At 47.1% G+C, this 13,563-nt stretch carries 11 protein-coding genes; 3 read left to right on the top strand and 8 right to left on the bottom strand.

Features of this window, described 5'->3' with window-relative positions:
• The first annotated feature begins 173 nt into the window (after window positions 1-173).
• Window positions 174-749: a hypothetical protein gene (locus tag TW84_RS23805; protein WP_052707954.1), complete on the top strand. Its 576-nt coding sequence runs from the start codon at window positions 174-176 to the stop codon at window positions 747-749.
• Between the two features lie 302 nt (window positions 750-1,051).
• Here TW84_RS23805 and TW84_RS21555 read toward each other — a convergent pair whose 3' ends face one another.
• The 8 genes from TW84_RS21555 to rtxB form a co-directional block, all read right to left on the bottom strand.
• Window positions 1,052-1,630 carry a DUF1349 domain-containing protein gene (locus tag TW84_RS21555; protein ID WP_045977672.1) on the bottom strand — a complete coding sequence of 193 codons (579 nt, stop codon included), beginning with the start codon at window positions 1,628-1,630 and terminating at the stop codon, window positions 1,052-1,054.
• Window positions 1,631-1,650: 20 nt separating this feature from the next.
• Window positions 1,651-2,808, bottom strand: coding sequence for an MFS transporter (locus tag TW84_RS21560; RefSeq protein WP_045977673.1), 1,158 nt, complete (start codon window positions 2,806-2,808; stop codon window positions 1,651-1,653).
• A gap of 140 nt (window positions 2,809-2,948) precedes the next feature.
• Window positions 2,949-3,590 (bottom strand): HAD family hydrolase, encoded by a 642-nt coding sequence (locus tag TW84_RS21565; protein ID WP_045977674.1) that lies wholly within the window; start codon window positions 3,588-3,590, stop codon window positions 2,949-2,951.
• The gene (locus TW84_RS21570; RefSeq protein WP_045977675.1) at window positions 3,587-4,663 is read right to left on the bottom strand and encodes a zinc-dependent alcohol dehydrogenase; all 1,077 of its coding nucleotides are present in this window, start codon (window positions 4,661-4,663) and stop codon (window positions 3,587-3,589) included. The genes TW84_RS21565 and TW84_RS21570 overlap by 4 nt, the downstream gene beginning before the upstream one ends.
• Window positions 4,660-5,910: a class-III pyridoxal-phosphate-dependent aminotransferase gene (locus TW84_RS21575; RefSeq protein ID WP_045977676.1), complete on the bottom strand. Its 1,251-nt coding sequence runs from the start codon at window positions 5,908-5,910 to the stop codon at window positions 4,660-4,662. Before TW84_RS21575 ends, TW84_RS21570 begins: the two co-directional genes overlap by 4 nt.
• Before the next feature lie 719 nt (window positions 5,911-6,629).
• The gene (locus tag TW84_RS21585) at window positions 6,630-8,798 is read right to left on the bottom strand and encodes a type I secretion system permease/ATPase (RefSeq protein ID WP_045977678.1); all 2,169 of its coding nucleotides are present in this window, start codon (window positions 8,796-8,798) and stop codon (window positions 6,630-6,632) included.
• A 2-nt stretch (window positions 8,799-8,800) separates the two neighbouring features.
• Window positions 8,801-10,162, bottom strand: coding sequence for an HlyD family type I secretion periplasmic adaptor subunit (locus TW84_RS21590; RefSeq protein ID WP_045977679.1), 1,362 nt, complete (start codon window positions 10,160-10,162; stop codon window positions 8,801-8,803).
• Window positions 10,159-12,264: an RTX toxin T1SS ABC transporter subunit RtxB gene (gene rtxB / locus TW84_RS21595; protein ID WP_045977680.1), complete on the bottom strand. Its 2,106-nt coding sequence runs from the start codon at window positions 12,262-12,264 to the stop codon at window positions 10,159-10,161. Before rtxB ends, TW84_RS21590 begins: the two co-directional genes overlap by 4 nt.
• Before the next feature lie 438 nt (window positions 12,265-12,702).
• Between rtxB and rtxH the strand changes: the two genes are divergently transcribed.
• Together rtxH and rtxC are read left to right on the top strand one after the other, a co-directional pair.
• Window positions 12,703-13,062 (top strand): protein RtxH, encoded by a 360-nt coding sequence (rtxH, locus tag TW84_RS21600; protein ID WP_045977681.1) that lies wholly within the window; start codon window positions 12,703-12,705, stop codon window positions 13,060-13,062.
• Between the two features lie 25 nt (window positions 13,063-13,087).
• A complete protein-coding gene (gene rtxC / locus TW84_RS21605) occupies window positions 13,088-13,549 on the top strand; it encodes an RTX toxin-activating lysine-acyltransferase RtxC (protein ID WP_045977682.1) in 462 nt (153 codons plus the stop codon).
• Window positions 13,550-13,563 lie beyond the last annotated feature (14 nt).

A 13,563-nucleotide genomic window follows, 5' to 3' on the forward strand; every position in this document is an offset into this window, starting at 1 on the left:
CCAATAAATTTGAAGCGTGGCATTAGTTGGCTGCATCAAAATATTTGGATACACACCAATAAAAAGAAAGATAGGTTGACCAAATAACCTTGAGGTTTTTTCTTGTGAATCGACACAACTATGGAGTTGCGTAGGAATAATTTTAACAAGCTATGGGAAGCTAAGGTGTTTGAATGAAGTTGAGAAGGTTATTATTGGCTTTAATTGTTAACGTTGTATTTGTATCCACAGTTTATGCTCATCCGTCAATCGTTAAAGAAGATGACACTTTGAATCGGACACTCTGTCAAGATGATGAAGATATCTATTTTAATGCCCAACTAGAAAATGGAAAACTAGCGTCTTTGTGCGCTTATCAGCATTACAGCCCCGATACTGGCTACGTTAAATACCGCTATGGAGATGTAGGTAGTGTAGAGTTAGAGTTCCCAAGTGATAAAAAGCCACCAAGAGGGCGGTTTTTGACCTACCACGTCCGTTTAGGGCCTAACGTGCAAGGGCATTGGGTCTACTTTTATATTAATGACTACCGATATTTACTCTCTTCAGTTAATAACGGATGTCTTGTTAGTGTGTATGATATGTCTTCAATCAAAGGCGAGAAATTATTTCTAGGGTACTGTGAAAAACAATCAAAATTGAAAGTAGATAGACGCCGAACGGGGCTGCTTCTTGATGAAGCTGAAGTTTATGAGAAGTTCCCAGAACAATCTCAAGACCCAACAGAGCCACAGTTTCATAGTCCATAAATACCATATTTTATTGAACTTCGATGCTTTAGTGCGCAGTGGATTGTTTCGGTGGAACAATGATTCACTAAAGCTCGTGATAGCGGTCATTTTTTCACCTGATAGTAAGAAAAATGAGTGGAATAGACGATGAAAATGGGAAATAGAGACGCTATCAATAATTCTGGGTAACTTTGGGGTTACATATATTTAGTGAGTCAGTCTTCGAGCATCATTATTGATGTATGCCCTGAATTTACGTTCTCAGCAGGAATAAGCCATACACCCTAGCGGACGGGAGTATGGCTTTATTAAACGACTTTTTATGAAAGATCGTGGAGATCTTTACCAAGCGGTTGGCTGAGGCGGAACTGACTGAATGCAACTTGTAGCCCTTCACGTTCCGGTGTACAACACATGGCGCCGACAAAACGCTTTTGAGCCAGAGGAATAGTACAGAGGCGGAGCAGGGGCCAGGTAATACCATCTCCTGAGTATTGCAGCCTTAGTACGTCTCCCTCGACGGTTGCTCGCATCCAGAACTTTTTGGTATCGCCATGGAAGGGGCCTGTCGCCCAGTCGGACTTGCCATTAGTCAGTACACTACTCATCAGAGCCTGCTCATCAGCAAACTCGATTCCTGCTTTACACCAGACTTCCTCGCCCTGCTCGATCATCAGCCCTGCCTGATCGTACAGTTCGCTGAACTCGCCCTCAATACATAGCTCAAAGGTGAAATCACCTTCCACCTCACAGCCAAATATATGTCCGTTATGACGGATAAAACCGTAATGTGTTTCGCGCCAGAAATCGGTCTTAAGGTCCGTTTTTACGATGATTTTATCATTATTTTGAGTCCAGGATGCTGGTGGGTTTATCCAGTTAAAATGAGAGATATCCATGTTTATCCTTGTTGGTAAATCTAGTCATTAGCAGAAAAAATGAATCGGGCGCAAATCAGCAGGCTTAGCGAAAGAACGGCAACTACACCGAAGGCAAAGCCCAGAGTGGTGGCGTTGGCGACAAACCCAATCAATGCCGGACCAAGTAAGATCCCTGAGTAACCGATCGTAGAGACTGACGCGACTGCTAGGGTGCTGGGCATCACTTTTTGCTGCCCAGACGCAGTGAACAGGATGGGGACAATGTTTGACAGGCCTGCGCCTATCAGGAAGAAGCCGAAGTTCATGGTTTCTAGGCTGTTCCCAAGAACGATGACACCGAATCCTAGCGACGCAATGAGCGCACTGATCACAAAAACGCGCAGACGGCCAAAAGCAGCGATTATTCGGTCACCCAGCAGGCGTCCGGCGGTCATTGCGCACGCAAATACCGTGTAACCCAGACCGGCATGGTCAACGGTGATCAGATTATTGCTGGTGAGAAGAATACCACTCCAGTCCAGCATAGAGCCTTCCATGATATAGGCCACGAAGCAGAGGACGCCCAGCAGGATCACGATACCTTTGGGAACCACAAACAGCGGAGATTCGTCTGACTCACTGTAGGTGAGCATGCCTGAATAGGCGAATAGCAGCATGATCACAACCGCCGCTATAATCAGTGCAATGACGGTTAAGGGAGCCAGCCCCTGCATCAGCAACAGGCTTACCAGCCCAGCTCCAGCGATACCACCGATGCTGAATAGGGCATGGAATCCTGACATCACAGGCTTGTCTACCTGTTTTTCAACCAATACGGCGTGAATATTAACCACCACATCCATCGCGCCGATCCCTGCACCGAACAAAAACAGGGCTATAGCAAGGGTCAGGGGAGTATTCATTGTGACCAGAGCCGGCATCATAGCAAGCGTCAGTATTGTCGCGGTGAAGAACACAACTCGGCAGCCGAAGCGTGATGCAAGAATGCCGGACAGCGGCATCATCAGAAATGATCCGATACCAAATGACAGCAGTACCATCCCCATGGTGCCGTGATCGGCCATCAGCCTCTCTTTGGCAAGGGGGATAAGTGGTGCCCAAGCAGCCAGGCTCAACCCGGCAACAAAAAAGGCAATGCGGGTGGCATTGACGGAGCGGGGAATCGCTGGTGAAGGTGTGGAATCCAGTAGTTCCATGTTTTTTCCTGTAAATTCGATGTGGCCCCTGAGCTATATGGGAGCCACTATGATTTTTTATGTCAGTATCAGTAGGGTTTAGAGTGATGAAAAACAAGCCCTGATAAGACGTTCGATCTGTTTAAATACTCTCGGTTAACTCAATCGCATACCAGCAATTGCCTGAACTCTTCCACCTCACTCAGAGTCCCGATAACCTTTGAAGCCTGATGGTAGGTTTCGTTGCTGGACAGGGCGTGGGGCCAGCCATATACCCTAGGGATCCCCGCCTGAACGGCAGCCTGGATACCTAGATCTGTGTCCTCGATAACGATAGCCTGACTCGCTTTGGCGTTAAGGATCTCCAGCATGGCCAGATACGGCTCCGGATGGGGCTTGGTCTTCGCCACTTCATCTCCTGAAATCAGAGGAACAGAAGACTCAGCCGGTAATCCAAGCGCTGAGAGGTTGGCAAGGCATACATCACGAGGTGCGGTTGAAACAAAACCCACCGGGATGCGGTGCTCAAGCAGTGCATGAATGATAGGCTTTGCCTCCTTGCGCAGGTAGGCAGGGCCTATTTCCATCTTGTAGGCCTGGACAATGGTCTTTATCAGGGCGGGCTGCTGCTCGCGCCCGACGCCTAGTTGTTCCAGTGTTTCAGTTAGGCTCAGGCCAATAAGGTCCTCCGCCTTCACGCCCTCTGTTTGATGAGGTAACAGGTTTTTTAGCAAATCAAAGTGCAACTGCTCGCTGTCGACGATCACACCGTCGATATCGAAAATTATTACGGAGTGATTCATGCGCGGACTTCCTCTTTACGGGAAGGGATGCGCAGCAGTACCTTACAGTTTGGTTCCTGAATAGGTTCAAGCTGCTTCTTGCCGATATTGCAGCCCACCATGGCAAATGCCTGCTCAAATTCCTCGAACTCGAAGCGGTGGCTGATGAGCTGTTCTGCCGGGATCAAACCGTCACGAATGATTTGGTAGGCCCGCTCAAAACTGTTGTTGAGTGAATCGATGGAGCCGATGAGTGATAGGCTTTTATCGGCGATTTTCAGAATATCGAGCTGGGCACTGGATTCCTTGAGCGCCACATTCATGATTTTGCCGCCAGGAGCAAGGCGAGAGAAGACGGTTTCAGTAAGGTAACCGGTAGTATCAACACAAAGATCCAGTGTCTCTTGGTCATTTCCATACTCTTCACGCATGGCCTGTGTAAAGTCTTGGTATATCCGCACAGACGGCGGCAGTACGTCGAGCGCAAACTGATAACGATGTTCATTTTTTTCAACGAGGAACGGGCTTACGCCGCGCAAGTGCAGAGACCACAGATAGAGCATTCCCATGGTGCCTGCACCAATGACACAGGCGCGAATGTTCGGATGGGTAATATTCAGTTTGTCGACACCAGTCAGTGTGCAGCTTAGAGGCTCAGTCAGTGCGCCGGCCTCGAAGCTGACATGGTCGTCGAGATGCAGAAGAGAACTGGCTTTGGCCAAGTACTGTTCGGCAAAAGTTCCGTCATAGGATACCCCTGCTTCCGTACCAGCTTTACGCTCACAGTGGTTCTCATTTCCGGTCTGGCACATACGACATTTGCCACAGGAATAGGTTGGGTTGATCACTACACGATCACCAGGCTTGAATGCTGAAACCTCTTCACCGACACGGAGCACCGTTCCTGTTGATTCGTGGCCAAGGGTTGTACCCGGAACCGCAACAGGGTAATCACCGGAGATGATACCGACATCTGTGCCACACAGGCCGCAGACCTCAACAGCGACAACCACATCATCCCCTTCTTTACACTGTAAAGGCTCTACCTGAGTGTTGATGACATCCCACACGGTATTGAATTTTAATGCTTTCATGCGGTCACCTCGTCCATCATTTCGAGTTCACAGGCCACCTGGGCGAAAGTTACATACAGTTTGCGGATAACTTCAGTTAGGTGCTCCCGGGTGCAAATCAATGGAGGCCTGACCTTAATCGCCCGTCCTTTGCCATAGCGCGAACCGCGGATAACCAGCCCATTCGAATAAGCGATATCGATGACCATCCGTGCGATCTCTGGCGAAGGTACATCGAACCCAAACATGTACCCCACGCCCCGGACCCCGCTGATTGAGGCATATTTTTTCTGCAAGCCGAGTAACCCTTCTTTCAGGTAGTGTTCGTTTTGCTGAACCTGCAGCAGCAGGTGCTCGTCTTCAATGATCTCAATGGTCTCGTGCAAAGCAACCAGAGACAGAGGATTGGCGCCTGAGGTGCTTGAGTGCTCGTAGGGTTCTAGCACATCCAAAGCCTGCTTCATCAGAATGCCACCAATTGGAATACCTATGCCACCTGCTCCTTTGGCAAATACGATAATGTCTGGATCTAACTCTTTGGCGTAGCCTGTACTTGCAAAGAAACTTCCTGTGCGGCCAAAGCCTGTCTGAACCTCATCGGCGATAACAACAATGCCGTATTGGCTACATATTTTTCTAACCTGTCTGTAAAATTCGGCAGGTAAGACAATATTTCCGCCATTGCCCAGAATAGGTTCTATGATCATGCAGGCAATATTTCCACTGGAGCCAAAATTAATGAAGTCCTCCAGTTGACTGAAATAGTTAATTTCTGCGCTTTGTGTTTTCGACTCCTCCACCAGATCGCTCTGAGGAACGGGAATTTTGAAAGAACCATCAATGTTGGCGGTAAATTCCTCCAAGCGGAACGCATTACCGGATATTCTGGCCGTAGCCAGAGATTGTCCATGATGCGATTTAAATAGCGAAATAACCCCAGAACGTTTTGTTTTTTTCTGGGCCATACGAATAGCCCCTTCAACCGCACCGGAACCAGAAACATCACGCAGCCACATACGATCAACGCCAGCAGGCAAGTGTTTGCGTAACTTTAATAATATTTGCTCAGAGAGAGGTTTGGTAAATGCAGAGCTTAAATGAGTACAACGGTCGATTTGTTGTTTTAGTTTTTCAGCTAAACGTTTATTAGTGTAGCCTAGAGGAAGATTAAATGTTCCTGAGGCTGCATCAATAAGGGTTTTATCATTAATGTGTAAATATGGCCCATTACCTCTGAATCTGGCAATGTCTTCGTTAAATCCAGTCATTTTAAATTTCCAGCAAGAGAATATAAACGGATATCCCTATCTTTTGTTGTCCTTTTAGCCGGGTCTAAGAAAGTGAATCTTTCACTATTTTATACTCAGGCAATATCATGAATGTTTTGAGAGTTATCCGGGGTGAATAAGGCTCAAGTAATGATGAAAAATCACCCATCATAAAAACATTTAGATAGTAATAATTAGGTAATAGACTTCATGTTAAACGTGTACCTAACTATGCATTTGATTTTATAATGTGAAACCGCATGCACATCATCCTAACTTATACTGTGGTGAGGATGAGGAACAAAATATTGAGGGGGATGGCTGGGGCGTAGGTGGTGTTTGAATGAGGTGATCTGTCGTCTGAAAAATATGGGATGGAACACACGCCAGTGAAGAGAAAGATAGGTTGTCTCAATCACATTGAGGGTAAGTCCTTTCGGTGTGTGTCCTGAATGCTTTGAATGCTTCCCTCACGGTTAACACTCCCCCTCTACAAAATTCTGATTTTTAACCAGTTAATCAGCCTACGCGCTGAAACCGTTGACTCTTCTGAACCACATATCCAGAACAACCGTTGGTTTCCATTGAGCGATAGTCAGCGAGACGGCATCGTTAAGACGCTTCAGCAACAGCAAGGTCTTATCTCGCGTTGATTGGTTATCGACGAGCCAGTGTGGCCTCAATGAGGTTTGGCGTGGTTTAAGTGTCTCAGCAAGTGGCTATTCCCCCACTTGCTGTTGCCAGAGTTTCGCGTATAAGCCTTGCTGAGCAATCAATTCATCGTGTGTGCCGCTTTCGGTCACTTGGCCTTTATCGAGCACAAGAATGTTATCGGCATGGCGAATAGTGTTTAGTCGATGGGCAATACTGATCACGGTTCGCCCGCGGCAAATGTCATCCATATTGCTCATGATGGCGGCTTCAGAGTGATAGTCGAGTGCAGACGTCGCTTCGTCGAGCAATAAGATCCTCGGGTCCACCAATAGGGCTCTTGCTAGAGCAATGCGCTGCCGCTGGCCACCAGACAGGGAGGCACCTTTCTCGCCCACAGGCTGGTTAAAACCGTGAGGCAGCCCTTCAATAAACTCTAACGCCCCCGCTAGTTGTGCGGCATGGCGAACCTCTTCGTCGCTGGCTTGCGGTTGACACAAACGAATGTTGTCCGCCACGCTGCCGGAAAAGAGGATGCTTTCTTGCAATACTACGCTCATGTTGCGACGCAGAGAAACCGGATCGGCAATCGCTAGATCCATCCCATCGACCAACACTTGTCCATGTTGAGGAACGTATAAGCGCTGCAGTAAACGCGTAAGCGTGCTTTTTCCTGAACCTGAAGGGCCTGTAACGCCAATAAATTGCCCAGGCTTAATCTTGAGGGACAAATTGGCTAGCACTTCTGGTGCATCCTCGTGATAACGAAAACGAATGTTACTAAATTCAATGCCGCCCTCAAGCTCGGGCACTGAGGCTAAACCTTGTTTACTGTTCTCTCTGGGTTCATCGAGAATATCGCCCACGCGTCTTAACGCGATGAGCGTATGCTGAAAATCTTGCCAAATTTGCGCCAGTCTCAAGACCGGCTGCGTGACATGGCCAGCGAGCATGTTGAAGGCCACTAATTGACCGGGTGTAATTTCCCCCTTGAGCACTGCGTTCACGCCCCACCAAAGCAGTAATGCAGCGGTGAGCTTCTGCACCAGAGCGATCGCTTGCCCTGCAACCAAACCGGATTTTTGCGCGTCAAAGCTTCGGTTTAATTGTTGGCTAAGAATACGTTTCCACTGATCGAGAAAGCGGTGTTCTGTCGCTGTGGTCTTGATGGTTTCAATGCCAGAGATGGCCTCGGTCAAAAATGTGGTGGTATTGGCGTCGGACTCATATTCAGATTCGACTTTTTTGCGGATCAGCGGCCCCGCGATTAGCCACAGCACAAAGTAAACCACCAATGAGCCAATCACCAACCAAGTGAGCGTGCTGGCGTAATGAAACATCACGGCGAGGAACACGGTGACAAAAATCAGATCGAGTAACAGCATCAATGTCGACCCTGTCAGAAACTGGCGGATTTGTGCCATTTCACGTACTCGAGCAATGATCTGTCCGGTTTGACGTTGCTTGAAATAGGTCAATGGCAAACCGACTAAGTGACGATACAGCCGGCCTGAAAGCTCCGCGTTGACTTGGCTAGCAAGGTGGCCAAACACTGTATTTCGTAAATAACTGTATGCTGGTTCGGCAATGGCTAAGGCCAACATGGCAAGAGCCAGCACGTGCAAGCTGGATAAGCTGCGTCCGACCAGCACCTTATCAATGACATTCTCAAACAACATTGGGCTAACGAGGGCAAACACCTGTAATGCGATGGCGTAAAAAAACACATCACGTAGTTGGCTCTTTTGCCGAAGAATCGATGGGGCAAACCAGCTTAAGCCAAATTTTACCTCTTTGCTGCTTAACTGCTCATCGGCGAGCAGCATGACTTTATGTTCATCGTGAGAGAGGGTTGTCGCAATAGGTTGCGTTTTAAACTGTTGTGTTTGAGGGTCATAAAGCGTGCATGCCCCCTCGCTGATCTGAGTCATGACCTTCCAGCCATGGTCATCTTCGATAAGCGCAGGGAGAGGGAGTGTGTCGAGCGCGGGTGGGCGCAGCGTTGTGATTTGGCTTTTTAGGCCCAGATAGTCGGCAGCTTCTCTCATCTCCATGTCACTGAGGTGGGCATGATTTAAGCCTAACGCATGCTTAAGCTGTGAGCTGGAGTATTGCTTGTGGAATTGCTGGCCTGCATAAACTACCGCCTCAACACCCCAGTTATTAGCTGGGTTTGCTTGCGGTCGATCGTGCTCTGTGGCGATGCTATTGTCGTGGGCAGATAAAGTGACGGTCATCGCTATCGCTCCCTCAGCGCTTCAGCTTGATATTCTCTAATGGGGCTGAGTAGGTAGTCGATCACACGTCGCTTATCGGTTTTTATCTCAGCAACCACAGACATGCCTGGGGTGAGCTCAACAGTTTGCCCATCAACAACAATATTGTTTTTCTTGAGCTGTACTTGAGCCGGAAAAACCAGCCCCTGTTGTTCGTCGGTGGTGGAATCTCGAGAGATGCTCAGCAGTTCCGCCTCTATGGTGCCGTAGCGGGTATAGGGAAAGGCGTCCACTTTGACGGTGACGGATTGACCTGGATAGACAAACCCCACGTCTTTGTTGAGAATCTGAACTTCTGCAATCTGCACGCTGTTTTCCGGCACTATAATCATCAAATTTTGCGCAGGTTGTAGTACTGCCCCAAGGGTATAGACGCTGAGTTGTTGCACTGTGCCATCGACGGGAGAGCGAATGAGTTCCAACTGCTCGCGCTCACGCACTTTAGACAGTTCTTGATTTAACGAAGCCAGTTGCAATTTAGCTTGGCGGCGTTTTTCAAGCCACTCACGTTGTTTCTGCGCTTTGAAGCTGGTTTGGCGCTCTTCTAGGCTCTCATACTGAGATTGTAGTATTTGCAGTTGTGCTTGTTGCTGAGCGACTTGACGCTGTACTTCCAGCAGCTCTTTTTCTTGTTCCAGATACTCGACATGGCCAATCACTTTGACTTGATTGAGTCTTTTACGCGCCTCAAGACGCTGACTGATGTTGTCGGTAAGCTGAATGAGCGCATTGATATCGCTTTGTCGCGCGGCTTGAGAGGTACGGTTTACCTTCATTTCTGCGTGAATGCTGGCCAAAGTGGCCTCAAATTCTCGTTTCTCGCTGAGATAGTTTTCTCTGATCAGTGCTTGTTGTTGTGCTGGCAAGGATCTGAACGTCGGGGCCTCATTGAGAGGTTGCTCGTTGATCAAAGTGCGATAACGAATCAGTTCATTGGTTTGAAATTCCGATTGAGTGAGCAAACGCATGATGTCTTGATTCACCCCAAGCGTATCTAAGGTCAAGAGTGGCGACCCTTTTTCGACGCGCTGACCATCTCTGACATGGATGTTCATGACGCGGCTTTGTTCATAAGCTTGGATAACCTGAGAGCGCCCCGAGACAACAAACCGACCTGTGGCGGTGGCTTGTACATCCAATTTACCCCAATAGGCCCAAAGCAAGGTAGCGAGTACACCGAGGCTTAATGTGATGGCCGTTAGCCGTGCAAAGGGTGACGGTGGCTTTTGCGCTAAAGCCAGATGCGCAGGCAAAAACTCATAATGGTGTCCGAGACTTTGACGAGGCTGACCTATTGCCAAGAAACGCTTGATGATATGGGTCATGCCGTGGTTTCCTCTTGTTTGAGTTCTTGCTGAAGCTGCCATAACTGTTTGTATTGTTTGCCGTGCGTTAGCAGTTGTTGATGCGAGCCTTGCTCTACAATCGCGCCTTGGTGAAGCACAATGATGCGATCACAATCCCGAACGGTCGATAAGCGATGAGCGATGGTGATAACGGTGCGTCCTTGGGCGATGTTGGCCATGTTGGACTGAATTAACGCCTGTGATTCATCGTCTAAAGCGCTGGTGGCTTCATCCAGAATCAAGACCGTTGGATCTGACAACAGTGTTCGTGCAATGGCAAGTCGTTGTCTTTGGCCTCCAGATAGCGATTGTCCGCCTTCGGCTAGAATGGTGTCGTAGCCCAACGGTAATCTGAGGATAAATTCATGTGCGCCAGAGAGCTTTGCCGCTTCAATAATGTCTTCTAAACGGGCATCGGGTTTAGATTGGGCGATGTTGTCACTCACGCTTTTGTTGAATAAGAAATTGTCCTGCAGTACCACCCCCACTTGCTGTCTCAAGTGTTGAATGTGGAGGTGATTGAGTGGGATGCCATCAATCGTGATGGTGCCTTGTTCTGGGCTATAAAGTCGCAACAATAAGCGCGCTAAAGTACTTTTCCCTGAACCAGAGGTGCCGACGACGCCTAAGGTTTCCCCTGCTCGAATGTCCAGCGACAAGTTGTTGATGGTGGCGGGAATATCTGGCTGGTAGCGAAAGGTGATATTGTTAAAAGAGACCGCGCCTTGCAGTATAACCTGGTCACTGCCAGTGTGTTGTTCTACTGGCAGGTTGAGCATATCCGCCAGTTTTTCTACGGCGACACGAGTTTGAATAAATTGCCCCCACAAGTCGACCAGGCGCGCTAGAGGTTGTGCGATGTGGTTGGTCATCATATTGAAAGCGATCAATTGACCAATCGTCATTTCAAGAGAGAGAACTTCGGTCGCGCCCAGCCATAAAATGGCGACACTCGTGATTTTTTGCAGTAACTGAACAGCGTGATTGGAGCGGTTATTGAGTTGTTGAACATCGTAACCCGTTGAAACCATTTTTTCGGTTTGTTCATCCCAGCGGCGTATAAATCGCGGTTCAACCGCCAAACTTTTCAACGTTTCACTACCGGCGACGGTTTCGGTCAGAAAGGATGTATTAGCGGCGGCATGTGAAAACTGTTTTTCAACCGCAGCCTGCATTCGCGGTGTTAGCCACCAAGCAAGAAGGGCGTAACAGGGTATGGTGGCGATGAAAAGCCAAGTGAGGGGCCCGGAAAGTACGCTCATGACAAATAGGAAGACGAACATAAACAGCACTTCGACCGTAAGTGTAAACATGGAGCCAGTCAAAAACTCCCGTACGGTGTCGAGCTCCCGTATGCGTGTCACAATGGCGCCAACTTGGCGAGATTTGAAAAACATCAATGGTAGGCCAAACAGATGCTTGACTAACTTTAGCCCGAGCTGTATATCAATCCGATTGGCGGTGTGGGCATATTGATATTCACGTAAACCGCGAAGGACCACTTCGAGCACCCCGGTAACGACGAGGCCAAATACCAGCACATCCAGCGTTGACCATGCTTGGTGGACCAATACTTTGTCCATCACCACTTGGAAAAAAAGAGGGGAAATCAGGGCGAGGATCTGCAGGACAAAAGAGAACAACAGGATCTCACTCAAGACTCGTTTATGCTGCAGAAATTCGGGAATGAACCAAGTGATGTCAAATCGTGATTGCGCTTGTTTTATTTCGAGAGACTTTTTGTTCCAAGCTGCATTCAGTTCTTGATATGAAACTATATCTGGATTTTCTTTATTAGGCCTTTGTATTAAACATTTATCTTTATTAGATTTTGCTAAAATAAATGGTGTGTCTTGTGAATCAAATAAAATAGCAGGGGTTTTAATTTTGTCTATGCTTTTAAATGGTGAATGTTTTTTAGTTATTCTTACGTCGTTTTCTTTTTGTATTTTTTTTAGTTCTTCTTTGTAATTTTTAGCATTTATTAAATTAGCATTTTCTTTTAATAGTTCTCTATTGCCGCTGATGATACTTAAATAAAAGTGGATGCATATCAGCGTCAACCCTTCATTATTTGACATGATTAAATTACTTAGCCGATGTTATTTTCAGCGCCTAGAAAGGAGCTGAATCCTATCACTGCTTGTTAACACGATCAATCACCATTTGTGGGTGCTTTACCCGAAAATAGGCTGATTATGGTTATTTATTGTACGAATTCAATTTGTAATGATGATGGGTGTCTCATTATTGAGTAACTGGTGTGATTATTACATTGATATGGTATTGAGTGAGTAATGGACAAAAAAGAAAAGAGTTTTTACTCTAATTTAGTTTATTTAAGTCTATTGATGGTCCATGTTTTCCGATGTAATATTTCGGCACAAAATAACATTACAATAATTATCTATGGCTGAATTTTTATATTTTGCCTTTTAATTTAGCTTTCAGACTGAAAGCCATTTCATTTAAGGATGAGGGGCTTTTACTGTGTCTATTAAAATAAATCGGGGAAATTTATGACTGAGAAGTTTGTTCAAACAGTATCTAGTGTTAACTACAATAAAGGTGTTTTTTCTCTTTATTTCGTAGGTCAGGATCAAAACAATATGGCGAATGGCGTAATGGCTGAAAGCGATAATGATCTTGAACTTAAGCAAGTTGTCCATATGCCTGCCTCTGGATTTATGTACATGGTCTCGATGATTAAGAACATGTTAGAAGATCCAAGAATGGAAGCTGAATTTGACAAGCTAGTGGCAGCCGGTTTTCTGCCAGCAGGTGATGCTGAGGTAAACCAGGCGGAAGAATCACCAGCGGAACCTCTCGTGGAAGAGAAAGCCGCTCCGAAAAAACGCACTTCCCGAGCAAAGAAATAACAGCATATCGGTTGATATAGGGCAGATGTCTATTAAACATCAACCAGCAAATCTCACATTAGCTCAAATCCAACAGATGATAGGTGGTGTCATGCTGCTGAGTCAGCACTCGCCCCTTCATCGACGATATGTGGTTGCAGAGTGGCAACAGCGTATTATGCCTGCATTTGAGCTAAACCAGTTTTGCTACTACGAAGATGAGCATCGACGCCCAATTGCATTTTGTAATTGGGCGTTTGTCTCTGAGCAGATCCGAGATGAGCTGTTATCTGGAGTGCGCGAAATATCTCCATCCGACTGGCGTTCTGGCCAGCATATCTACATTCCAGAGATGATTGCTCCATTCGGGCACGGTCGTGAAGTCGTCAACGATCTTCGTCGCCGTGTATTTTTACCGTGGAAGGGGCAGAAAGTCTGCACTGTCCGCGGCAAAGTGGATGCTCAAAATGACCGCTGTATCAGAAATGTACAGTGGTTTTCTATTTAACTCCTAAACAAGAG

The organism is Vibrio neptunius, from assembly GCF_000967495.1.
Classification (GTDB): domain Bacteria; phylum Pseudomonadota; class Gammaproteobacteria; order Enterobacterales; family Vibrionaceae; genus Vibrio; species Vibrio neptunius.